The sequence below is a fragment of the Streptomyces sp. NPDC005576 genome (assembly GCF_042871745.1).
Taxonomy (GTDB): domain Bacteria; phylum Actinomycetota; class Actinomycetes; order Streptomycetales; family Streptomycetaceae; genus Streptomyces.
Genome location: NZ_JBIAJC010000023.1, coordinates 75,899 through 100,219, shown reverse-complemented (window position 1 = coordinate 100,219; position 24,321 = coordinate 75,899). Strand labels below are relative to the sequence as shown.

Here is a 24,321-nt window from a genome sequence, read left to right as displayed (position 1 = left end):
CGCCACCATCCAAGCAGCCCCCCGGGCCAGACCTGCCCGGGAGGCCCGGCACCCCGCCCCGCCGGTCCCGGACCCGCCAGGCGCTGACCGACTAAACCGGCAGCGGCCTCTCCCTCGCCCCGAGGCGCTTCTCACAGCGCCTTTGAGCTGTCCTTGAACAGGCGCAGGGCCTTGCGCCAGAGAGGGGCGTGGCGTTCCAGTACTTTTCCGCTTCCACACTGACGCGGGTCACCGCGAGTTCCTTGTCGGTGGTGGTGCGGGCCATGGTGATGTGGTGGTTGATCAGCAACAGGTGGAGACGAAGCTCTCCGATGACCCGAGAGGACGCAGCCTGCTCCGCTGGGCGGCGGACAACGAGAACCTGGAGATCGTCGCGGTGCCGCGCAACGTGGACGTGAAAAGCTTTCAGGTACTGCCCCGCAGGTGGGTGGTGGAACGAACATTCTCCTGGCTGGGGCGGTGCAGACGATTGGCCCGCGACGACGAACACAAGACGGCGCACGCCGAAGCCATGATCAAGGTCGCCATGATCCGGCTCATGGCCGCCCGCCTCGCCGGCGAGACCATCGAGCCCCACGGTCCCATCGAGACCGAAGCGGCCCGCCGCCTCACCGACGATCTCGACCACAAGTGATCAACTGGCTTCCCAACACTTTCTCAGCCAGTCTGCCGAGCAGGCGGTCCACGCTCGTGTTCCGTTCGGCGGGCACTCAGCTGCGGTCGCCGGACCGCCCGCGTATGCGGGCGGCGCGCTGCTGGAGGCGCACCCGCCGCTCCGCGGCTTCCGCTTGCCGCGGCTCGGGCGCCGCGCGGTCCCGGATCTCCGCGGTCAGAGTGCGAATCGTCCGCGCGGACCAGACGAGGTGCGGGGGTACGCGCCGCCCTGTCGCCTCTGAAAGGCGGGCGGCGAGCGCCAGCGCCGTCATCGAGTTGCCGCCCAGTTCGAAGAAGTCGTCGTCCATTCCCACGTGCGACAGGCCCAGCGCTTGGCCCCACAGGTCGCTCATCGTCCGGTGCAGTTCGTCGGCGGGCACGGCACGGGCCGGGTCGTCACCGGCCGCGCGCCCGGCGGCGATCAGTGCGATGACGTCCAGCTTGCCGTTGGAGGTCATCGGGAAGGAGTCGACGACAAGTACACGGTCGGGCAGCAAGTAGGGGGGCACGCGGCTGGCGAGCCACGCACGCAATGCCGGTCCGGTGTCGTCCGCGCCGGCTGATGTCCGCTCCACGGCCGACATCAGCCGGCGTACCCCCATGTCCTCCTGTGGGTAGGCTGCCGCTCGGCGTACCCCGGGATGGGCCTCCAGCGCCGCCTCCACCTCGGTCGGCTCCACTCGGAATCCGCGGATCTTCAGCTGGCGGTCGATCCGCCCCAGGTACTCCACGGTCCCGTCGAACAGCAGTCTGCCTCGGTCACCTGTGCGGTACGCGCGGGGTGCCCCGTCTACGGGCAGCCGCACGAACCTGTCGGCGGTGGTTTTCGGATCGTCCATGTAACCCGAGGCGAGGCCGGTGCCGGTGACGACGATCTCCCCGGGCATACCGACCGGCACGGGGCGCAGCGCCCCGTCCACGACCGCGACCCCGGAGCCGGTGACCGGCCCGCCGACGGGCAGCGACCGCAGGTGTCCGACAGGCCCGGTCACCCGGTGGCAGCAGGAGAACGTGGTGTTCTCCGTGGGCCCGTATCCATTGAGAAGCGCTTCTTCGCCGACGTGCGGGAGCGCGCGGTCGATCAAGGAGGGGGGGACGGCCTCCCCGCCGACCAGCAGGTGGCGCATCCGTCCGAGGCGCTCGGGTGCCGCCTCCAGCATCCTGGCGAAGAGCGTGGTCGTGAAGAAACCGGTGGTCACACCGTGGCGCTCCAGGGCAGCGCACAGCAGCGCCGGATCGCGCAATTCGGCAGGCGACGGAACGACGACGCTGCCTCCGTTGGCGAGGGCGCCCCAGATCTCCAGAGTCGCGGCGTCGAAGGACGTGTTGGCGACCAGGAGCGTGCGGTCCCGGTGCGTCAGCGGGAGCGTCCGGCTCCGGTGGACCAGCCGGACGACGGCGCGGTGGGGAATGCCGACGAGTTTGGGTGCTCCGGTGGAACCGGAGGTCGGCATCAGATAGGCGAGATCCTCCGGTCCCGGGACCGTGCGCGACTCGGCGGCAACTGGACCGGGCGATTTGGTCCGGTCCGGCGCCGGGACCCCGGGCGCGGCGTCGTCCAACAGCAGTGTCCCGGTGCCGGGGGGCAGGTCCGTCGGGACCGTTGCGCCGAGCAGCCCCGAGCGGGTGACGCAGACCCGCACGCCGGCGCGGCGGACGAGGTCGGCCAGCCGGGTCGGGGCGTGTTCCGGGGCGAGCGGGAGGTAGGGGCAGCCGGCGCGTACCACGGCGAGCAGCGCGGCCAGCAGGTCCGTGCCCTTGTCCAGGACCACGGCGACCGGCGTGCGTCCCCGGATCGTCTCCACGGGCAGGCGGGCGCCGATCAGGTCCGCCCGGGCACCGAGTTCGGCGTAGGAGACCCGTGTGACCCCGTCGATCACGGCGGTCGCCTCCGGGCGGTCCCGCAGCTGTGCCTCGAACAGGTCCACCAGGCTGAGCGGGGCGGCCGGGGCGTGACGCAAGGCGGCGGCGACGGTCCTTTCCTCGGCGGCCGACAACGAGGGCAGTGAGGACAGCGGGGTCGCCGGCGCGGCCGCGGCGTGTTCCAGGAAGGCGGCGAACGCGTCGGCGCACCGATCGAGCCCGCCCTCGAGCGTGGTGGAAGCGTCGCACACCCATTGCAGCCGCGTCGGTGTACCGTCGTAGCCCTCGTCGAGGAAGACCGTGAGGTCGTACAGGGCGTTGGAGGCGGACGAGGACCGACGCACGCCGTCCGGGCCGGTCGTTCCACGAGCGCGCTGGGCGAGGACCACCCGGGTCGCGGCCGTTCTCGCTCCGGACCCGGCGGGCAGCAGGTCCAGCATGTCCTCGAACGGCAGCCCGCCGTGTTCCAGTGCTGCGGCGGCGGTGTCGCGGACCACTGCGAGGTACCGGTCGAACCGGGTGCCGGGGTCGATGGGGGACGGGTCGCGCACCGGCAGCAGATTCACGAAGTGGCCGAGGGAACGCGGGAGTCCGAGCGCTTCCCGACGTGAGACGGCGATGGTCACGGTGCGGTCGCCGGCGGCTCCGCGCAGGCCGAGGAACGCCTTCAGGGCGGCCAGCATCACGACGAACGGCGTGGTGCGTCCGGCGCGGGCGACCTCCCTGACCTCCTGCCACACGGTCTCCGGAACATCCCGGCCGGTGCGCTGGGTCCGGGCGGGGCCGAGGTCGGCCCGCATCGGCTCGGGAAGCGGACGGTGGTCCTCCAACCCGGTCAGTGCGGTGCGCCAGTAGGCCGTCAGTGCGTCCCGGCGCTCCTGGTCCGGTCCGGGCGCGCGGGCGGCCGCGACGGGTCCAGGGACCGGCTCCGTGCTGCCGCTGCCACGGTCGCCGTAGGCGCGAAGCAGTTCGCTCTCCAGGACCGCCGTGGACTCTCCATCCAGGACGAGATGGTCGGCGGCCAGCAGGAAGACGGCTCCGCCGGGCATGAGCAGCAGTTCGGCCGACCACGCGGAGGCCGTGACGTCGAAGCGCCTCCGCAGCAGTTCGGTCATGCGCTCCTCGACGGCCCGCTCTTCCGCGACGGGCCGAACCGCGAGGGAAACCGTCCCGGGTGCGGTCACCTGCTGACGCGGCCGTCCGTCGGTCCCGACGGTGAAGACGGTGCGCAGCGTCTCGTGCCGGTGCACGACCGCCTCCCAGGCGGACCGGACGTGTTCGGCGTCCACCGCACCGTACATCCGCACCGCGTGCACCACGGTCGTCCCGGCCGAACCGGGGTGGAGCTCCCGCCACGCCCACAGGCCCTCCTGCCCCCGGGTCGCCGGATGGGTGCCCGGTTCGGCCGCGCGCGGCGTGCTCCCCGTGGTGGCACCCTGCGGGCCGGCTGCCACCAGAGCACGGACTGTGCGGGTTCTCAGGATGTGCGCGGCGGCGGTGGCGAAGCCCTCGGTGCGCAGGGCGCCGGCAATACGGACGGCGTCGAGCGAGGTGCCGCCCAGCCAGTGGAAGTCGTCCTCGACGCCGATCCGGTCGAGCCCCAGCACGTCCGCCCAGACGGCCGCCACCGTCCGCTCCACCTTTGTGGACGGCTCGGTGGCCGAAGGTCCGTCGAGAGGGCGAGCACGGTCGGCCGCGGTCAGGGCAGCGATGTCGATCTTGCCGTTGGCCGTGAGGGGCAGGGCCGGCACGACCAGGACGCGGGAGGGGACCATGTGGGCGGGCAGCCGGTCGGCAAGGAAGTTCCGCACGTCGGCGGCTGTCCGGGCGTCGCCCTCGACCGCGGCCGTCAGCCGGCGCTGGCCCTCGCCGCCCACCGCCAGCACCACGCCCCGGCGCACGCCGGGGAGGGTGTTCAGCACCGCCTCGACCTCACCGGGCTCGACTCGGAACCCGCTGATCTTGACCTGGTGATCGAGGCGTCCGCAGAACTCCAGCGTGCCGTCGGGCAGCCGGCGCCCCAGGTCACCGGTGCGGTAGGCACGACCCCAGGGCGAATCGGCGAACCGCTCGCCGGTGTCGTCACCTGCGTTGAGGTACCCCTGGGCCAGACAGGCTCCGATGATGACGATCTCGCCCGTCGCGCCGTCGGGGACCGGCTCGAGGCTCTCGTCGAGAAGGCGGACCTGCGCGCCTCGTACCGCCCGGCCGATCGGGACGCGCCGGGCGGGATCGGTGCTTCCCCGGAAGAGATGGAGGGTCGCGGTGATGGTGGCCTCCGTGGGACCGTACCCGTTGACGGCTCGGAGACCGGGGCACAGAGCGGTCAGTTCCGCCAGCGTGCCCTGGGGAATCGGTTCGACGCCCACGAGAACGCGGTCGAGGTCCACGTCGGCCGTTGCGGTACGTGCCGCAGCGACGAGGGGGGCGAGCAGTCCGGGAGCCACATAGGCGCTCGTGATGCCGCGGGCGGAGAAGCAGTCCCACAACGCCGCGCCGTCGGCCAGCGCCTGTGGGCCGGGTACGTGCAGCGTCCCTCCCCGGGTGAGGACGGAGAAGATCTCCCAGACGGACACGTCGAACAACGGGGGGGCGAGCAGGGTGCCGGCCAGCCGGGTCCGGGGCGGGGCCAGTTCGTCGTAGGAGTCGAGCATGGCGAGCACGGACGCGTGCCCGACCACAACGCCCTTGGGGCGGCCGGTCGACCCGGAGGTGTACATCACGTACGCGGGCGGGTCGCCGTCCAAGGCGGGTGACACGGAACCGGTGCCGAGGTTTCCCTCCCGGCTCTCCACCCCGAACGAGGCGTCTTCGTCCCCCGTCGCGTCCGGGGCCGCCCTCACCACGGCGGCAGGCCGCAGGTCGGCCAGCAGCATGTCTTGACGCGCGGCCGGGAGGGCGGGATCGACGACGCAGTACGCGGCGCCCGCCCGCATCACGCCCAGCAGGGCCGTCACCGTCTGCGCCGTCCTTCCGCCGATCACGGCCACCCTGCTGCCCGGGCGCACACCGAGCGCGGACAGCCGCTCGGCCACTGAGCCGGCGCGGACGGACAGTTCGGCGTAGGTCAGGGACCGGCCCGCGGCGTCCACCAGCGCCGGCCTGCCGGGGAAGCGAAGCGCGTGCCGGTGCCATGCACCGTCGAGGGTGCGGGTGCCGTCGCCGTTGGATGTCACGAGATCGCCCCGTTCCGGTGGTCGGTGCTCTTCGCTCGCGCCGACTGGGCGAAGCGGCGCGAGAAGCGCTCGGCGGCGGGCCGGGCCCGGTCCGCCGCCGGGTCGGTCACGGGCGCCTGCGCCCCGTGTTCGGCGAACAAGGCAAGGAAGTGGCAGACACGGTCCAGCAGGGTCTGCACGGTCGCCGGTCGGTAGCGGCCGGCGTCGTACAGCACATGGACGAGAAGCCCGTCACCGCGAGGCAGGAACTCCACGGCCAGCGGGAACTTGGCGGTCCCCGGGAGCGGGAGATCGAGAGGAGCCATCCGGTCGGTCCCTCCGGCGTCGGTGTCGAACATCGTCGTGATCACTGAGAAGAGAGGAGCGCCGTTCCCGCCGCCGGCGGCCTGTACCACGTCCACATAGGGAACCTCCGCGTGCGCGACGGCCCGGGTGAAGCTGTCCCTGATCCGGGACACGGCGCTCCCCGCGGTCGCCTCCGCGCCGTCCGGGCCGAGCGGGTCCAGGACCAGCACCACCGGATCGACGAACATTCCCACGACCTCCTCGAGATCCGGCCGCCGGCGGTTGGCCAGATTGGTCCCGATGACGGTGGTGCGTTCTCCTGTCCACCAGCCGAGGGCGAGGGACAGGGCGGTCAGCGCCGCGGTGTAGAGCGTCGCCTGCACGCCACGCGCCTCCGCACGCAAGCGGGCCAGGGTCCCCTGCGGGATCAGCCGGGTCGCCACGGCGACGGTGCCCCGGGCCGGCTCCTCCGGGGCGGCGTCGGGATCGTCCGGAGGAACCGTCGCCGCCGTCCCCTCCAGCGCCCTTCGCCAGTGCTCCAGCCGACGGGGGTGGTCGGGATGCGCCCGCTGGTCCTGCTCCCACTGGACGAAGTCCCGGTAGAGCGCCGCGGGTGGTGCGGCGGCCCGTCCGGTCGCGAGGAACTCCTTGATGTCTTCGTGGATGATCCGGACCGACCAGGCATCCACCGACATGTGGTGGCACACGAACACGAGGTCCACCGTCTGCTCTCCGAGCACCAGCAGCACCCGTGCCGAGCCGGTGCCCAGGTTGAAGGGAAGCCCGACGGTCTCGCGGGCAGCCGCGAGGAAGGAGCCGCCTGGGTCGGCGGGATCCGTACGCACCTCCGCGACGGGCACGTCCTCGACCTTCAGCAGGACCGAGCCCGGCCGCCCGTCCTCGCGGGCGCGGTATGCCGTGCGCAGCGTCGGATGGCGTTCGAGCACGGCAAGCACCGCGGCGCGGGCCCGCTCCGGCGAAGTGCCGGGAGGCAGCCGCCACCCGAAGGGCACGTTGTAGCCCGGGCTGTCCGGGTCGAGTTCGGCGAGATACCAGAGCCGCTCCTGAACGGTGGAGAGCGCGTGGGCCGCCACCGCGGGGGCGGTGGGAACAGGGGTCGGGTCCGGTCCTCCGGCATGGGCCTCCACCAGGGCGGCCAGTTCGGCGACCGAACCCGCTGCCAGGAGCGTCCCCAGGGAGACGGCGCCGTTCGTGACGGGCCGCAGCCTCGCGGCGATCTGCATCATCTGGAGGGAGTCGATGCCGAGTCCGGTCAGACTCTGCTCCTTGTCCACCGCCAGGTGACCGGTCACCTCGGCGACGGTCCGCGCGACGGTCTCGTCGGCGGACGACCCCTGCCTGTGCAGACCGTCCGCCCGCGCTTCGGCGACAGCCTCCAGATCGGCGTGCACCAGGTCGAGGCGCTCCTCAGGGGAGCGGAGCGTGGGCACCAGGACCGGTGCGGAACAGCGCAGCGCTCGGCGCAGGAGGGCCGCTCCGTCGTCCGAACCGAGCCCGTCCGTGACCGTCCGGCCGTCGACGGTCCAACCGTCCCACACCAGGGAGAGCCACCGGTGCCCGCTGTCCCGGGCCGTGCGGGCCGCCAGGGCGTCCAGGTAGGCGTTGGCGCTGACGTAGGCGCCGAAGCGCACCGCGCCGATGACGGTGGACAGCGACGAGAACAGGGCGACGAAGTCATAGTCCCGCCCCTCCAGCGCGGTGACCAGATGGGCCGCCGTGCGGACCTTGGCCCGGGCGACGTCCGCCGCGGTGTCCTCGTCCAGGTCCTCCAGGAGGGGGAAGTCCTCGACGGTGGTGTGGGCGGCCAGGTGGAAGACGCCGTCGATCCGGCCATGCCGACGGACGAGGACGTCCAAGGCCTTCGACAGGGCCGATGGGGCGGCTGCGTCGAGGGCCTGCTCGGTGACCGTGCATCCGCCGGCGCGCGCCCGCTCCAGCAGCCGCTCCTCGTGCGCCGGCCGGGGCCGCCCCGGCCGGCGCCCGGCCAGGACGACATGGGCCCGTACCTCGGCCGCGATCGCCGCCGCCACCACCGGCCCCAGACGGCCGGTGCCGCCCAGGACCAGATAGAGACCTCCGTCGCGGAAGGGGGAGTCACCGGTCGCCGCCGCGGGTTCGTAGGAACGCAGGTAGCGCACTCCACCACGGTGGGCGCTGTCCCGGACGCCGTCGGACGCCAGTTCGGCCACCAGAGCCTCGGCCTCGCTCTGCGGATCCGTGCTCTCGGCACCTGCCGGGGCAAGGTCGGTCAGGCGGACCGAGAGTCCTGCCCGCTCGTGGGGTGCGCAGCGCACGGCGCCCACCACAGCGGCGACGCCGGGATCAGCGCCCTCCCCGGACAGTACGCCGAAGGCTCCCCGGGTGACGGCCAGGACCCGTGAGGCGCCGTACCTCTCCCACGCGGCGGCCGGATCCAGCAGCCCCCTGTGCAACCACGTCCGCAGCCCTTCCTCCCCGGCAGGGTCAACCGCCGGAACCGGCATGGCTGACGTCAGGTCCACGCACACGGTGTCCCCGTCGTCCGGCCGAGCCACGGGGTCGGAGGGGCCGGGCCGGTGGACCCGCACACCGCGTTGCTCCAGGGCGTGGGCGAGCGCGGTGGCCAGGTCTCCCCCACCGCGCACGGTCACCGTGCCGGGCAGTGGAGCGCCGCCGGACACGGCGAGGGGCGCGGGCCGCCACACCGGCGCGCTCACGTCGCCCGTGCCCGCGTCACCGGGCAGGCCGGCGGCGGCGGCGCGGGGCGGCACATGGTTCCAGAAGCGCCGGCGTCGGAAAGGATAGGCGGGCAGGGCGGTGAAACGCTCCGCGGACGTGCCGTTGGCGGTGTCCAGGTCGATGGGGAGCCCTTGGGTCCACAGTCGGCCGAGAGCCGACAGCAGGGCGTGCTCGGCATCGGTGTCCGCGTCACCGCCGAGGCTGACCGCGCGGCCGGGATCCTCACAGGCACGCCCGGCCAGCACCGTGAGCGCCTGTCCCGGGGACGCCTCGACGAAGTGGCGGCATCCGAACTCGAGCAGGGTCTCCATGGCCTCACGGAAGCGGATCGGCCGGCGTAGGTGACGCGCCCAGTGTTCGGGGTCGGTCAGTTGGCCGGGGACCGTCCAGGTACCGGTCAGGGTGGAGACGACCGGCCGGGCCGCCTCCTGCGGGCGTGCCTCGGCGACCGCCCGGGCGAGCCGTTCCGCGCCCCCCTCCATCAGCGCACTGTGCGGAGCGATACGCCCCGGAAGGATCCGGGCCCGCACGCCGCGGTCCGTGAAACGCCGCACCTGTGCGTCGGCGAGCGCGGCGGGCCCGCTGACAAGGGCGCGGGCGGGGGTGTTGTCCCCGGCGAGTTCCATGCCAGGGAGCAGCAGCGCGGCTGTTTCCGCGGCGGAGCACGCGACACTGATCATCCGGCCGTCCGGCGTTGCGAGCATCACCGCTTCGCGTACGGTCAGCACGCGCATGAGGCCGGCGTGGTCGAACACGCCGGCAAGATGGGCGGCCGCGTACTCGCCGATGCTGCTGCCGCACAGCACGGCGGCCGGCGCGCCGAGGTGCTCGCCCAGCCGGGCCAAAGCGACCTGGACGGCCGCGAGGGACGGCTGGTGGGCGAAGGCCCGTATGAGCGGGTCGCGTCCGCTGACCCCGTCCAGCAACTCGGCGCTCGAACAGCCGAGGGCGTCGGCGAACTGCTCGATCTCCGACCGGAAGACGGAATGGCGCCGCATCAACGCGTCGGGATCATAGGCGACTTCCGCGCCCTGGCCGGGGAAGAGGAGTGCGAGACGGCCGGGTTCGGGGTCGGCCGTCCGGACCGGGGGCAGCGAGTCGAGACCCCGCTCCGTGGGCCGGCCACCGAGCACCACCGAGGCGCGGACCGGAAGGGCACGGCGGCCGGCCGCCAGGGTGTGCGCGATCCGGGCCGCGGAGGCGGTGTCCTCGTGCAGTCTTTGGCCCAGCGCCTCGCCCCAGCGGGCCAGCGCCCGCGGGCTGTGGGCGGACAGCGGGAGCACCAGGGGTCGGTCCTCCCCACCGTGCTCGCCCTCGTCCGCCGGATGTCCGGCATCTGCCGGGCGGTGCTCCTCGACGACGACGTGGGCGTTGGTTCCGCCCACGCCGAAGGAACTGACGCCTGCGCGACGGGGGTGCGGGGGTCGCCACTCCTCCGTCTCCACGGGGAAGCGGAACGGCGAGTCGGCCAGATCGATGTCCGGATTGGGCGAGGCGTAGTGCGCCAGCGGAGGCAGGACGCCCTCGCGCACCGTGTGGACGGCTTTGATCAGCCCCGCGGCCCCGGCCGCGCGGTCGAGATGGCCGAAGTTCGCCTTGAGCGATCCCACGGCGCAGAAACCCGTGCGGTCGGTGAAGAGCGAGAACGCCTCGGTCGCGGCCTCCAGCTCGATCGGGTCGCCGATGCGCGTGCCGGTCCCGTGCGCCTCCAGATAACCAATGGTCTCCACGGGTACGTCCGCCACCGCCAGCGCCGAGGCGATCACCTCGGCCTGCCCGTGGACGGACGGGGCCATGAAACCGGACTTCGCCCGACCGTCGTTGTTGGTCGCCGTCGCGCGGATGACCGCGTGCACGGTCCGGCCCTGATCCAGGGCGTCCCCGAGCCGTTGGAGAGCGACGACCGCACTGCCGTGTCCCGGCACCGCGCCACCGGCCCGTGCGTCGAAGGGGCGGCAGTAGCCGTCCGGCGATGCGATCATCCCTTCCTGGTGGACGTACCCGAGGTGCTGGTCGGGATCGACGGAGACACCACCGGCGAGGGCCACGTCGCTCTGGCCCGCGCGTAGGCTCTGGCAGGCCATGTGTACGGCGACCAGCGACGAGGAGCACGCCGTCTGCACGTTGACCGCCTCGCCCCGCAGGTCCAAAAGGTATGCGACCCGGGTGGCGAGGAAGTCGGGCGCGTTGGCGATCATCTGCTGGTAGCGGCCGTTCTCGTCGTCCGCATCGGGAGGGGCCGGACGGTATCGGCTCTGGGCGGCGGCCGCGTACACCGCGACCAGCGTCTCCTCGTCCGGGACGACCGCGGCGTCCTCCAGCGCGGTCCAGCAGTCCTCCAGGAACAACCGGTGCTGCGGGTCGAGCAGTCCGGCCTCGGCCGGTGTCACGCCGAATGCCTCGGCGTCAAAGAGGTCGGGCCCCGTGACCAGACCGCTTGCCGGCACCCGGTTGCTTGCGCCGTCGGCTGCCCGCCAGCGGGAGATCCGGTCCTCGCCCGTACGGCACGCCTCCCAGAAGGAGCTCACACCGTCCGATTGCGGGAAGTGGCCGGCCATGCCGATCACGGCGATGTCGTGGTCCCTGTCCGTCATGGGGTTCCTCCGGGAACGGGGGCGCTCCCTACGGCGGAGGGAGCGGTGAGCAGGGGCGTCAGGATCGCGCCGAGCGCGGCCACGTTGCGGGGTGCCATCAGGCCGTGGTGGGTGCCCGGCACCCAGAGGGTCTCGGGCGGCCTGCCGAGGACCTCGGACCAGCCCAGGTCCTCGGGCGCGTCGTACCAACCGGGCTCGTCCCGCGCTCGTACCAGGACGACGGGTGCTGACGGCGCCCGGAGGAGGGGCCCGCCGCGGGCCGCCAGCAGGTGCCAGGCATACACCTCGGCGAAGGGCTCGAGGTCCTCGGGTGTGACGCCTCTGGTGGCGGGAAGGGCGCGCAGTGCCCCCGCCACGACGCGCAGCGCCTCCGGCGTCGTCGACGCCACCGCGTCCGTGGGGAGCGTGCCGGGGTCCAGCTCGAAGAGCGCCGCCATCTCCTGGAGGGGCGACGGCGTACGGGAAGCGAGGAGTGCGGGGGCCGCGGCGTCCAGCAGCACCAGTACTTCCACAGTTCGTCCGGCCCGCTCCGCGAGGGCGGCCATCTCCATCGCGACGGGCCCGCCGAATGACCAGCCTGCCAGTCGCAGGGGGCCCGCGTGCTGTTCCACCTGCGACCAGTAGTCGGCGGCGAGGGCCGCCACCGAACAGCGTTCCGGCGGCCCCGCCTCCAGGTTCTCCAGGGCGAGGACCGTCCCGTGACCCCCCAGGTGGCCGATGAGCCGGCGGAATCCGGTCGCCAGCCCACTGGCGGTGTGGACGAAGACCGTCGTGGACCCGCTGCCGGAGCGGAGCGTGAGGAGGTTGTCCGTCATCGGACCCCCGTCGTGGATGCAGGTCCGGGGTCGGCGGGCCCCTCCCCCGTCATCCCTGCTCCGGGTTGTCCAGGCTGGTGGCGATCGAGCCGACGGTGGGCCGACGTACCACCTGACGCAGTGACAGGCCGGTGTTGCCCTGCGAACGCAGCCTGTTGACGAGGCGGGCGAGCAGGAGGGAGTGGCCTCCGGCGGCGAAGAACTCCTGGTCCGGGTGGGGCCATCCGCCGCCGAGGATCTCCCGCCAGGCGGTCGCCACAGTCAGCTGGCCGGAGGTGTAGTCCTCGGGAGAGACCTCCGCGTGGTCCCGCAAGGACTCAAGCAGTGCCTGTCGGTCGATCTTACCGGTGGTGGTCAGCGGGAACGCGGGGACCACGGTGACCGTCGCGGGGACCATGGCGGCCGGCAGCCGGGACTCCAGGTGGGCGCGGACCCGGGCGCCCTCGGCGTCGCCGGTGAGGAAGAGGCCGAGTCGGGGGTTGTCGCTCCGGTCGTCGAGCACCACGGCGGCGGACCGCACGCCGGGCGCCGTCTCCGCGGTCCGTTCGATCTCCGCGGGCTCGATGCGCCATCCGCGGAGTTTGACCTGGTCGTCAAGGCGGCCGTGCAGGCGCAGCCGCCCGTCGAGTCCGACGGTCCCGCTGTCACCGGTCCGGTAGGCAGGTACGTCTCCGTCCGGCAGCCGGAGCGGGGCGAACGGGGACGGGCCGTCGGACTGTCCGACGTAGCCGGGGGACAGGCCGGGACCGGCGATCCACACCTCGCCGCGCAGACCGTGCGGCAGGGGGTGGCCGCCCGCGTCGGCGACGACGACCGTCGCATCCGCCACGGCCGTACCGACGTGCGGTTCCTCACCGGGCGACAGGAGTCCGGCGGTGGCGGTGGCGGTGGCCTCGGTCGGACCGTACAGGTTCCACACCTCGGCGCCCGGATGCCGTTCCAGGGTGCGCCGCAACAGGGAGGGGCTGACGGCTTCCCCGCCGAGCAGCAGCCGGGCCAGTGGCAGGGGGTCCGAGTCCGCTCCGGCGGCCTGGAGCTCCGACCAATATCCGGGAACACAGTTGAGCGTCAGCTCACGGCCGTCGGCGCGCAGTTCGTCGTGGACGGCGGTCATGTCGGTGCGGTCCGACGTGAGCAGCCAGACGGGCTGACCCGCGAGGAGCGGTCCGAAGAACTGCTTGAAGCTGGCGTCGAAGATGGGGGCAGACAGCACCGGCAGCGCGGTCGGTCCGGCGAGCAGGTCGCGGGCCACCCAGCGCAGGTAGGTGTTGAGGCTGGAACGCCTGATCGGGACGAGTTTCGGGCGGCCCGTGGTGCCCGACGTCCTCAGCAGGTAGGCCGTTGCACCGGGTGAGCAGTCGGGCTGTCCGGGGTCGGCGGGGGCCGCCACGGCCCGTGCCAGGGGCAGGACGTGACAGGTGTCGGCGACGGTCAGCTCCGGGGTGTCCGGGCCGGTGAGCACGAGTGTCGCCCCCGCCCGGCGGATCGCATCCTCCAGCCTGTCGCGGGGCTCGGACGGGGCGAGCGGCAGGAAGGCGGCCCCTCGCCACAGCACCGCCAGGAACGCGGCTACCAGGTCGGGGTGGGCCTCCCCCACGACGGCGACGACGTCGCCCGGGGCGATGTCGCCCAGTTCCGCGGCCACCGAACCGATACGGCCGAGCAGATCGGCGCGGCTGAGCACGAGGTCACCGTGGCGCACGGCGGGTGCCTCCGGGGCGCGGCGGGCGAGTGAGGCGACGGCCGCGCAGAGGTCCTCGGCCTGCCCGGCGTCCCCGGCGTTCCACACGGCGCGGATGCGGCTCAGAGCCTCCGGGGTGTGGAGACGCAGTGAGCCGACCGCCGTGCCGGGACGTGCGACGAGGTCCTCCAGGAGGGCTGCCCAGGAGGTGAGCAGCGCACCGAGGGCGGCCTCGTCCGAGCCGTCGCAACTGGTGGCGGTGAGACGGTCGCCCCCGGCACCCGATTCCAGACCGACCACCACCGCCCCGGAGCGGACCTCGTGGGCGCCGATCAGTTCCCAGTCGACGGGCAGCTCCCACCGGGTGTGCGGGTCGAAGACGAGGCCGGGGCCCGGGGCCCCCTCGGCCACGGCCATACCGCCGGCAGCCTCGTCCTCCTCGGCGTGCTGGTCGCGCTGTGCCTCCCAGGCGGCCATGGCGTCGATGTCTGATGCGACGCCATGGTGTCCGGGCAGTACCTGCACGAGGGGTCCGGGCTCGTCGTCCAGTCCCATGAGCCGGCGCGCGTCGATGACGCGGCCGGGTCCGGCGGTACCGGGCACGACTCTGCTCAGCAGCACGCGCAGGGCCAGCAGCGCGAGGTCGGATGTCCGGCTGCCCAGGGTCCCGGCCAGGGCGGGCAGTGCCGCGGAGCAGGACGGGGCGAGGGGATGGGACAGCACGCAGGTGGCTGCCGTGCTGCCCGGCTGCAGGCCGAGTGCCGCGCGGGTGTCGCCGGCGGGAGCGCCGTCGGAAACCGCCCTCCAGTACTTCTGCTCCTCGTCGAGTTCTCCCTCGGCTTGCATCAGTCCGTGCTCGGCCGCGACGACGAAGAAGTCGCCCGGACCGGAGGTCACCGCGGGCGTGCCCGCCACGTGGAGCAGGAAGAGTTCGAGGGTGCGGCGGTCGGCGAAGACCGGGTCGGCGTCCAGTTCCACTTCCGTGCCGTCGCCGTGCGGACGGGCGGACACGGTCAGGTTGCCTGCCGACAGGCGCCAGCCGCCGTCCGCGTGCTCCTCGACGACGGCCGGCTGCGCGGCCTGCCGGGGAAGCCGCAGGCCGGGGACGGTCACCAGGGTGCAGCTGAGGACGGGCATCGCAGCGAGCGCCTCGCGAAACCGCGGCAGCAGGTCCGGGGCCGTCAGGTGCGGCACCCGCACCGCCAGGTGCACACGGCGCCGCGGGTGGCGGAGACCGGCGCGCTGGAAGGGCGAGAGCGGATGGGCGGTGTCCCCGTCCGGCACGGCGAGGGTGTCGGCGGTAGTCATCGGCTCAGCCCTTCTGCCCGGCGAGGAACGACTCGCCCATCTTGAGGAGAATGCGTCGGTCGCCGGAGTAGGGGCGCCGTCCGTGACCGCAGAGCATGTTGTCGACGATGAGGGTGTCGCCCCGCCGCCAGTCGAACTGGACCGCGTTGCGTTCGACGACGTCGTTGACCACGTCGATCACCTCGGGGTCGATGTCGCTGCCGTCTCCCCAGTAGACGTTGTTCGGCCAGAGCTGTTCGTCGGTGTCGTCCGGGGAGGTGGACAGCGCCTCGCGGATGCCGTCGTCCATGCGGGAGATGTGGAAGCCATGGGCGTAGTTGAACCAGACCTCCTCCCCCGTGACGGGGTGCCGCAGCAGCGCGGGCCGGCGTTCATGGGTGCGCAACTGGTCGTCGCCGATCCACTCGCAGGTGCGTCCTTCCCGTGCGCACAGGTCCTCCACGTCTTCCCGGCTGTCGGTCTCGTAGGAGCGCTGCCAGGTCCGGTTGTAGCCGTAGCCCCTGGTGTAGAGCAGTTCCCGCTCGGCGAACTGTCGACGGATGTCCGCGGGGATCTGCTCCAGCACGCGCCGGTTGTCCACGAGGGGTGTCTGGCCGCGGTCCTGTGGAGCGACGTCGCAGTGGAAGAACAGCAGCAGGGGCCAGTCGTTGGAGTAGCAGAACTCGCTGTGCAGCCGGATGTCCAGCTCTTGCGGGTACTCGCTGGCCGTGTACGTGTCGTCGTTGACCCGGCTGCGGATGGCGGCTCCGCCCCGGTAGTCGACCGGAGAGTCCGTGAAGGCGTCCACCAGCTGGGCGAAGTCGCAGGGGGCCGGGGAGCGCAGCAGCAGTGCGCCGTACCGGTGCAGTTTCCCGCGCAGCTCGGTGCCGTGGGTGCGCACCCAGGCAACAAGATCCACCTCGTCATCCGATTCGATCAGCAGCGGTAGCCCCTGGTCGTTGATCGTGCTCTCCCGGACCGAAGCGAGGGCCGGCCGCCGGGACGCGGGGGTGCCGAGACGGGAGAACTTACTGCTGGCCATGTCGTTCCCTCCTGCAAAAGGAAAAAGAAAACAGACATCTGCAATAGCGTTTACGGATTTAGGGCAGGGTGCGTGCCGGAAATCATCCTTCCCCCCGCACAGGAAGCCGTCGCTGCAATTCGATGCGATACCGCCCATGTCACTCACGACGACATGGGCGGCTCATTCTTCAAATGATTCAACTCGTTCGATGCAGTGCCATTATGCACACCACAATCACGCTCTTCAACTGCCCAGAAGATAAAAAATTTGACTTGGTGGCTACACCATGAACCTGGCGAAACGGCCAACCAGGTCGTATTCGGATCAAACTCGCGCCAGACTCGCACAAATTCTCCACGGCGGATCCTTGACCTGCCAAATAGGGCCGGACTAGGCTGCGCAGCCATTGCGATTGATTGACTTTCTTTCCAGTGGGAGGGTGAATCGGCTCCTGCCTCCGCTCCTCAACCACTCGCGCCAGGGAGTTCCTGTTGTTCGCCAATACGATGCCCGTGGGACTCAAGGACTTCGGGGACATGATCGGGCAGCACTGCCCGCTGGACGGCCCCTTCATCCTGGACCTGGCGAAGAGCCACGGCTCCCGGCTCGTCGACGCGTCCACGGGGCAGGAGTGCCTGGACCTCTGCGCTTTCTTAGCGTCCGCGCCGCTGGGAGCCGACCGGCCGGGTGCCGTGGAGGACCCGGACTTCATGAGGTTGCTCGCCGCCGTCACAGCCAGCAAACCTGCCCACGGCAATCGTTGCACGGCGCATTTCGCCGAGTTCGTCCGCACCTTCCACCGTCTGCTCGGCGATCCGAGCTGCCCCACCTGTTCTTCGTCGAGGGCGGCGCACTTGCCGTGGAGAACACGCTCCAGTGCGTGTTCGGCTGGAAGAGCCGCCACAACGAGGCGCACGGGCGTTCCCCAGCGCTGGGCGGCAAAGTGCTCCATCCCGAGCGGGCCTTCCATGGCCGCAGCGGATACACCATGTCGCTGACCAATAGCGATCCGGACAAGACCGCCCGATTCCCCGTCTTCGACTGGCCCAGCATCGAGGTTCCGGCAGTGCGCTTCCCGCTGGAGCGCCATCGCGCCGAGGTGGAGGCGGCAGAACGGCGGGCCCGGGAGCTGGCGAAGGCCGCGTTCGCCGCGCATCCGCACGACATCGCCTGCTTCATCGCCGAACCCGTCCAGGGAAAGGGCGGCGACAACCACATGCGGCCTGAGTTTCCGAGGTACCCGCACGCCGGGGACAACGCCCGCGGCCTCGGCCTCATGTGCGCCTTCGACGCTCCCGACCCGCGCAGCAGGGACACTGTCGTCACCCGCGTGCGCGAGGAGCACAAGGTTCTCCTGCTGCCGTCCGGCGAGCGCTCCGTGCGCGTCCGTCCCGCCCTGACGGTGATGGAGGAGGAACTCGGACTCGCCCTGCGGGCACTGGAGTTCGGGCCCTCCACCATGCCCTCAGCCGTGTCATGATCAGCCGGGCGCACCCGGACCATTCCCTTCGCCCTTCGTCAGGAGACGGCATGGCCCAGCAACTGACCTCGCACATCGGCGGCAAGGAGGCCGGCCCCGGTACCTCGGACTGGACCGTCGTGCCATCGGTCAATCCCGCCCGTACGCACGACGTCGTCGCGGAGGTCCACCTGGCGCCGGGAGACGTATTGGCGGACGCCTGCCGGACAGCCTCCGCCGCCCGGGACGACTGGGCGGCCGTTCCCGCGCCGGTGCGCGGGCGGGTGATCGCGTCCATCGGCAGGCTGGTGGAGGCCAACAGCGAACAACTGGCACGCTTGGTCACACGGGAGGTCGGGAAGCCTTACGCCGAGGCGCTCGGAGAGGTCCGCGAGATCGTGGACACCTGCGACTTCTTCCTCGGAGAGGGACGCAGGCTGTACGGCCAGACGGTTCCCTCGGAAATGCCTGACAAGCAGCTCTTCACCTTCCGCGAACCCGTCGGCTCCGTCGCCGTCGTCACCGCCGGCAACTTCCCCGTCGCGGTGCCCAGTTGGTACATCGTCCCGGCCCTGCTGTGCGGAAACACCGTCGTGTGGAAGCCCGCACCGTACGCCGCCGCCTGCGCCGACGCCCTCTACCGGCTGTTCACGGCGGCCGGACTGCCCGTCGGCGTGCTCAACCTGGTGCACGCCGACGGGGAGCAGACGTACGCCGGCCTTGAAACCGCTCTGCGCGCCGGCCATCTCGACAAGGTCGGGTTCACCGGATCGAGTGAAACGGGTAGCAGGATCGGCGAACTGTGCGGGCGGTACCTGCAGAACCCCTGCCTGGAACTGGGCGGCAAGAACGCGATGGTCGTCGCCGCCGACGCCGACCTTGAACTCGCCGCCGAGGGAGCGCTGTTCTCGGGATTCGGCACCGCCGGACAGCGTTGCACCTCGCTGGGGACAGCGCTCGTCCACCGCTCCGTACACGATCCCTTCCTGCGGCTGCTCACCGACGCGCTGGAACGGGCACCGATCGGCGACCCCCGCGAGGACGTACTTCACGGACCGCTGATGAACGCGGAGTTCGCCCGGCGCTTCGAGGAGTACCTGACCTGGGTCCAGCCGCACCACCGGGTCCACGGTTCCTCCGCCACCGGTCGCATCACGAAAGAACGGCCCCGTGCCGGCTTCGTCGGTGACCCTTATGACGGGTTGTACTATCACCCCACCGTGGTCGACGGACTCCGTCCGGACGACCTGCTCTTCCGCGAGGAGACCTTCGGCCCGCTGGTGGGCGTCGCCACTTTCGACACCCTCGAAGAGGCAGTGTCCCTGTCCAACGCACCCGGATACGGACTCTCCGGCGCCATCTACACCAGCGATCCCCGAGCCGTCTTCACCTACTGCCGGGGCAGCCGCGCGGGGATGGTCAGTGTCAACAACTCCACCTCGGGTGCCGAAGCCCATTTGCCCTTCGGGGGGAACGGCAGGTCTGGCAACGGCAGCAGGCAGTCCGGCATATGGGTCCTCGATCAGTTCACTCGTTGGCAGTCCGTCAACTGGGATTATTCCGGCAGGCTGCAGAAGGCCCAGATGGACGTGGCGTCCATCGAGCCGGACGAGTCGTTCCGGCTCGATGACATGTGACTCCAGCCGCCACCGCCCGCGCGGACACCCTCCACTCCGGGTGGTTGCCGGAACTCCCCACGCACGAAAGGACCGACCGAGATGCCGGACGCGACCGTCCCCCCGCGCATCGCCTGCGTGACCTCCACACGCCTGCCCGAGCTGTGCGAGGACGATCAGCCCTTCCTCGACGAGCTCCGGCTTCGCGGGGCGCGGGCGGAGCCGGTGGTGTGGGACGACCCCGAGGCCCCCTGGGCCGAGTACGACGGGGTCGTCGTCCGCTCCCCATGGGACTACCCGGACCGTCCGGCGGAGTTCCTCCGCTGGTACGACCGGGTCGCCTCGGTCACCCGGATCCACAACTCGCCGGCAGCGGTGCGTGGGAACCAGCACAAGGGCTACCTGGCCGACTTGTGGAAGGCCGACGCGCCGGTCATTCCCACCGTGGTCGTCGACGATCCGTCGGAGGCCGTCGCCGTGGCCCGCGCCCACAAGTGGGACCAGGCCGTGCTCAAGCCGGCGACCGGCCTCGGTGGACGTCGTGTCACCCTGCTCACGGCATCCGGCGACGGCCCGCCACCGGTGCCGCACGGCCCGGACGGCGCGCAGTGGTGTGTACAGCCCTTCCTGCCGCGAATCCGGGAGGAGGGCGAGCTCTCTCTGGTCTACATCGACGGAAGGCCGAGCCACGCCGTGCTCAAACAGCCCTCGGGCAGGGACATCCGGGTCCATGAGGGCCACGGCGGCCGCCACATGCCCATGGAGCCGACGGCCGAGCTGGTCGACGCCGGTGACGCTGTGCTGGCCGCCACCGGAACCCGTGACGAACTGTTCGCCCGTGTCGACGTCATCCGGGACCACCGCGGCCGGCTGCTGCTGTGCGAGCTCGACGTCACCAGCCCCTGCCTGTACTTCTGCCACCGGCCGCAGGCAGCCGGCGACCTGGCCGCCGCGACCGTCGCACGTGCCACCGTCCGGGCGGGAGCGACGGCCGGATGACCGCCCCCGGCTCCGCGACGCAGCAAGCCGACAGCACGTCCGCCGCCGTCGGGACCGCCGCGGAACTCACCCACGCCCTGCGCGGCCTGCCGTTCGCCTCCAGCGGTGAGATCCCGGTGCGACCGCTCGTCGTGCCACGCCGGCACCTGCGCGCCCGCTTCGAGGCGGCCCGCCGCTTCGTCTCCCTGATCAGCCGCACTTGCCGGGCCACCGGCAGCCCCGAACACCTCCTGGACCTCCTGGGCGCGGACCCCGCGCTGTACGGCCCCTTCCGCCCCGCCGCGTACGAATGGGCCTGGGCCGATTGCATGTCCCGCAGCGACGCCGTCCTCAGCGGGGGCGTCCCGCGCTTCCTGGAGTGCAACATCGGCGGTGCGATCGGCGGTGTGGTGAGCATGCATGTGCTCACCCGCCACCACCTGGCACGCCTGGGAAAGAAGTACGCCGCGACCGACCCGCTGGACGTGCGGGCCGAGCAGTTCGCGGACATCTGCCGGTCTCTCGGACGAGAACCCGCGGCCGCCGTCCTGGGCACCCTGCGCGAGGACAACGTCGGGGACGCGCGCTACTTCGATCTGGAGATCGGCCACCTGCGCCGGCGCGGAATGGACGCCGCGTTCTTTGAACCCGAGGACCTCCTCGACGGGCTCGGACTCCCCGGCCGTGCCCGCTACCCCGTGGTCCTGCGGCACTTCCTCCCCGTGAACTGGCGCGACTGGGGCATCGACGCCACACCGGCACGCCGCGCCGCCGAGGAAGGCGTCGTGATGCTCGCGCCAGAGAGTGCCTTCCTCCTCCAGAACAAGAAGGTCCTCGCCTGGATGTCAGAGGGCCGCCCCTGGCTCGACGCCGGCGACCGGGCTTTCCTGGACCGCCACCTGCCCTGGACCCGGGTGGTCGCCGACAATTCCGTCCACTACCAGGGACAGCGCGCGGACCTGCCCCGATTGCTGCTCTCCCGACAGAACGACATGGTCCTCAAACCTGCGGACGGCTACGGCGGCCTCGGCGTCGTGGTGGGCCGGGCGACCTCTGCCGCCGACTGGGAACGCGCGGTGGCCGAAGCCCTGGAAGGCCACTGGATCGCCCAGGAGTACGTGGAACCCGACGCGGAGCCCATGGAGTTCATCCTGCCGTCGGGCGAGGCCTTCACCTGCACCGTCCCCGCAGTCCACGGGCTGCTGCTGATGGGCGGGCGCGAGGCGGGCTGCTTGGTGAGGCAGTCGCCCGCCGCGTCCGCTGTCCTCAACGCCCGCCAGGGCGCCTCGCTGAACATCGCTGTCCACCCGCGCTGAACCGCCCGTCCTGACGAGGAGACCCGGCCCATGAGCCCGCACCCGGCCCCGAGCCGCACCCGGGGGGACATCCCCTGGTGATGGAGACTGCCTTCCCCACCGAGCCGCGCGACCCCCTGGCCCTGCTCGACCCCGGTCTGCTGCACGGCCCGGACGCGGCCGGCCATGCTCTGGCCCTGGACCGCACCATGAGCGTCGGCCTGTTCCGCACCCGCGACTCGGCCATACCCCTCAGACCGGTGCTGCTGCCCGCAGCGCAGTACACGGAGCTGATCACCACCGCGCGGCACGCCGCCGACCTGCTCGCCCGGGTCTGCCGAGCCCGGGCCTCATCCCCGGAGGAACTCGCGCGCCTCGTCGACTTCGTCCGCCCCTCCGTCTCGCTGTGGAGCACCTCGCCCCGGCAGGCACGCTGGTCCACCGCCATGTCACGCCCCGACCTGGTGCTGTCGGGAGGCGTCCCGAAGCTACTGGAACTCAACGTCAACAGCGCGCTCGGCGGACTGCACCAGGTGCCACGCATGGACCGCGCCTATGCCGGCCGCGCGGACATCCGTGCTGCGGCGGCCCGTTTCCCCCTCTCGTGCCTCAGCATGGGCACCGCCCTGCAGAGCCTGCTCACCGAGGTCGGTCGCTCCATCGGAGTGGAACGCCCCCGCGTCGCGATCCTCGGCTTCGACCACCCGGAGGACCGCAACGGCCAGGAGGCCGCATACACCGACGTCATCGACACCCTGCGCCTCCACGGCCTGCCCGCCGTCTATGCCCAGCCCCAGGACCTTCGGCCCGTACGCGGCCGGACCCTGGTCCGTGGGACACGCGTCGACATCATCGTGCGCGACTTCGTCACCGCCGACGCCGCCGACGCCGGGATCGACCTCGCCCCCCTGCGTGCCGTGGTCGAGCAGGACGCGGCGGTCGTGCTGGCACCGGAGACGGGCGCTCCCTACGCCAGCAAACGCGTCCTCGCCTGGCTCACCGAGGACGCCCCCGCCATGTCCGCGGCGGACCGGCGCTTCGTGCAACGGCATGTTCCCCCCACCTACGTCGTGCGGCCCGGCGCCCTGGGTGATACCCCCGGCACCGTCCTGCGCCACCTGCTGGAACACCAGCCTCGACTCGTGCTGAAGGGCAACCAGGGCCACAGCGCCGAGCGCGTCGCCGTGGGGCGCGAGTGTCCCGAGGACCGCTGGAGGGAACTGGCACGCGAGGCCGTCGCCCGCGGCGACAGCGTCGTACAGGACCTCGTGCCGACGGACACCGTCGACGTGCCCATGTACGACCCGGGCAGCGGCGCCTCCACCCTGGTGCGCAGCAAGGCGGTGTACGGTCCGCTGCTCCTGCGCGGAGAGTGCGGCGGCATCCTCGCCCGGCACATGGACGCCGGGCGGGGAGACATCGTCAGGACGGAGGGAGGGGGCACCATGAACACCACCATGGCCTGGGAGCCCCCCGACTCCGGTGAGCCCGCGGAGGCTGTCCGTTGACGTCGGGAGACGGCCTCCGGCACCCCGGACCGGGGCGGGCGGTGTGGGCCGACCGCGACTTCCGGCTCCTGTGGTCGGGACAGGCGACGGCCCAGGTGGGCGGGCAGGTGGGTCAGTTCGTACTGCCCCTGCTCGTGCTCCAGCTCGGCGCGGGCGCAGGCACAGTCGGCCTGCTGCGCGCGGCCTCCCTCCTCCCCCACCTCCTGTTCTCCCTGCCCGCGGGACACCTTGCCGACCGCACCGAGGTCAGGCCGCTGATGATGTGGGCCGACTGGATCCGCTGCCTGACCATGCTCACCGTCATGCTGCTCGCGTCGCTGCACATGCTGACGGTGTGGCAGCTCCTGGTGGCCGTGATGGTCCTCGGTGTGTGCACCGTGATCTTCGACATCAGCTACTACTCCCTCCTGCCGGGCATGCTGCTCCGCGAACAGCTGGGCACCGCGAACTTCGCACTTGAAGCGGCCCGTTCCTTCGCCACCCTCGCGGGGCCGGCCCTGGCCGGTCTGCTCCTCGGCCTGCTGCCGCTGTGGGCGGCACTGACCGTCGACGCCGCGGCCCTCGCGGTGAGCGCCGCCACCCTGATGGCGATGCGTCGCGGCCGCCCCGCCGTGTCCGGCGCGCGCAGCGGACCGGTCGACACGGGGAAGCGTGCCCTGGCCGCCGGCTGGCTTCAGGTGTGGCACAGCCCCGTACTGCGCCCCAGCATGCTCTACCTCGGCTTCCGCAATCTGTTCGCCGGGATCTTCTCCACCTACGTCCTCGTCTTCCAGGTCCGCGAGCTGGGCTTCTCCGTCACCCGGGCCGCGATGGTCGAACTTCTCGGCAACGGAGGCTTCCTGCTCGGCGTACTGGTCGGCGGATGGGTCTCCCGGCGCATGGGCATCGGGCCCCAGCTGTGCGGCGGTGCCCTGCTGAGCGCCCTGGGCATCGCCGTGGTGAGCCTTGCGCGGGGCGACGCGGCCATGGCCATGACCGTGGGCGGTCTGATCGCCTACGGACTGGGCGTGGCCTCAAGCAATCTGCAGAACGTGGTCCTGCGGCAGGCGGTGACCCCTCCGGAGGTGATGGGCCGGGTGAGTGCGGTGCTCCGGCTGGCCGCGTACGGCACCCTGCCCGCGGGAGCCGCGCTGGGAGCGCTGACCACATCCCTCTGGGGCCTGCGGCCGTCCCTCCAGTTCGCCGCCGTCGGAGCCCTGCTCACGACGGCGATCCTGGTCTTCAGCGGCATCCGCACTATCCGTGCCCTGCCCCCCACGGAACCACTCTCGATCGCCGGACCTCCGCTCGTCCCCGCCCCGGCGGCCGGCGACATCCCTTCCCCGCCCTCCGCCTCGTCGTAAGGAC

General features: G+C 71.9%; 11 protein-coding genes and 1 pseudogene. 7 read left to right on the top strand and 5 right to left on the bottom strand.

What is annotated here, in order from left to right:
• Positions 1-367: 367 nt before the first annotated feature.
• Positions 368-634, top strand: a pseudogene (locus tag ACFYPN_RS31010) (transposase); the annotation flags it as partial.
• Between the two features lie 76 nt (positions 635-710).
• On the opposite strand, the gene ACFYPN_RS31005 reads toward ACFYPN_RS31010, so the two are convergent.
• The 5 genes from ACFYPN_RS31005 to ACFYPN_RS30985 are packed head-to-tail and all read right to left on the bottom strand — an operon-like array spanning position 711 to position 16,136.
• Entirely contained in the window at positions 711-5,693 is a 4,983-nt protein-coding gene (locus tag ACFYPN_RS31005; RefSeq protein WP_389302888.1) for an amino acid adenylation domain-containing protein, read from the bottom strand.
• The gene (locus ACFYPN_RS31000; RefSeq protein WP_389302885.1) at positions 5,690-11,311 is read right to left on the bottom strand and encodes a beta-ketoacyl synthase N-terminal-like domain-containing protein; all 5,622 of its coding nucleotides are present in this window, start codon (positions 11,309-11,311) and stop codon (positions 5,690-5,692) included. The genes ACFYPN_RS31005 and ACFYPN_RS31000 overlap by 4 nt, the downstream gene beginning before the upstream one ends.
• Entirely contained in the window at positions 11,308-12,126 is an 819-nt protein-coding gene (locus ACFYPN_RS30995) for a thioesterase domain-containing protein (protein ID WP_389302882.1), read from the bottom strand. The genes ACFYPN_RS31000 and ACFYPN_RS30995 overlap by 4 nt, the downstream gene beginning before the upstream one ends.
• A 49-nt stretch (positions 12,127-12,175) precedes the next feature.
• Complete coding sequence (locus tag ACFYPN_RS30990; protein WP_389302879.1) at positions 12,176-15,115, bottom strand: AMP-binding protein; 2,940 nt, start codon at positions 15,113-15,115, stop codon at positions 12,176-12,178.
• A gap of 4 nt (positions 15,116-15,119) precedes the next feature.
• The gene (locus tag ACFYPN_RS30985; protein WP_389302877.1) at positions 15,120-16,136 is read right to left on the bottom strand and encodes a TauD/TfdA family dioxygenase; all 1,017 of its coding nucleotides are present in this window, start codon (positions 16,134-16,136) and stop codon (positions 15,120-15,122) included.
• 841 nt (positions 16,137-16,977) lie between these two features.
• Here ACFYPN_RS30985 and ACFYPN_RS30980 point away from each other — a divergent pair.
• From ACFYPN_RS30980 to ACFYPN_RS30955, 6 genes are all read left to right on the top strand, one after another.
• Positions 16,978-17,598, top strand: a complete 621-nt coding sequence (locus ACFYPN_RS30980; protein ID WP_389302874.1) for an aminotransferase class III-fold pyridoxal phosphate-dependent enzyme — start codon at positions 16,978-16,980, stop codon at positions 17,596-17,598.
• A gap of 50 nt (positions 17,599-17,648) precedes the next feature.
• Entirely contained in the window at positions 17,649-19,214 is a 1,566-nt protein-coding gene (locus tag ACFYPN_RS30975; RefSeq protein ID WP_389302871.1) for an aldehyde dehydrogenase family protein, read from the top strand.
• A gap of 81 nt (positions 19,215-19,295) precedes the next feature.
• Complete coding sequence (locus tag ACFYPN_RS30970) at positions 19,296-20,192, top strand: RimK family alpha-L-glutamate ligase (protein ID WP_389302869.1); 897 nt, start codon at positions 19,296-19,298, stop codon at positions 20,190-20,192.
• The gene (locus ACFYPN_RS30965) at positions 20,189-21,487 is read left to right on the top strand and encodes a hypothetical protein (RefSeq protein WP_389302866.1); all 1,299 of its coding nucleotides are present in this window, start codon (positions 20,189-20,191) and stop codon (positions 21,485-21,487) included. The genes ACFYPN_RS30970 and ACFYPN_RS30965 overlap by 4 nt, the downstream gene beginning before the upstream one ends.
• A gap of 80 nt (positions 21,488-21,567) precedes the next feature.
• Positions 21,568-22,974, top strand: coding sequence for a hypothetical protein (locus ACFYPN_RS30960; RefSeq protein WP_389302863.1), 1,407 nt, complete (start codon positions 21,568-21,570; stop codon positions 22,972-22,974).
• Positions 22,971-24,317, top strand: a complete 1,347-nt coding sequence (locus tag ACFYPN_RS30955) for an MFS transporter (protein ID WP_389302860.1) — start codon at positions 22,971-22,973, stop codon at positions 24,315-24,317. The genes ACFYPN_RS30960 and ACFYPN_RS30955 overlap by 4 nt, the downstream gene beginning before the upstream one ends.
• Positions 24,318-24,321: the final 4 nt, after the last annotated feature.

Bases quoted from the DNA above. Each gene is read 5' to 3' on its own strand.
- ACFYPN_RS31000 (WP_389302885.1), bottom strand. From the start codon at position 11,311: ATGACGGACAGGGACCACGACATCGCCGTGATCGGCATGGCCGGCCAC.
- ACFYPN_RS30995 (WP_389302882.1), bottom strand. From the start codon at position 12,126: ATGACGGACAACCTCCTCACGCTCCGCTCCGGCAGCGGGTCCACGACG.
- ACFYPN_RS30990 (WP_389302879.1), bottom strand. From the start codon at position 15,115: ATGACTACCGCCGACACCCTCGCCGTGCCGGACGGGGACACCGCCCAT.
- ACFYPN_RS30985 (WP_389302877.1), bottom strand. From the start codon at position 16,136: ATGGCCAGCAGTAAGTTCTCCCGTCTCGGCACCCCCGCGTCCCGGCGG.
- ACFYPN_RS30975 (WP_389302871.1), top strand. From the start codon at position 17,649: ATGGCCCAGCAACTGACCTCGCACATCGGCGGCAAGGAGGCCGGCCCC.
- ACFYPN_RS30970 (WP_389302869.1), top strand. From the start codon at position 19,296: ATGCCGGACGCGACCGTCCCCCCGCGCATCGCCTGCGTGACCTCCACA.
- ACFYPN_RS30965 (WP_389302866.1), top strand. From the start codon at position 20,189: ATGACCGCCCCCGGCTCCGCGACGCAGCAAGCCGACAGCACGTCCGCC.
- ACFYPN_RS30960 (WP_389302863.1), top strand. From the start codon at position 21,568: ATGGAGACTGCCTTCCCCACCGAGCCGCGCGACCCCCTGGCCCTGCTC.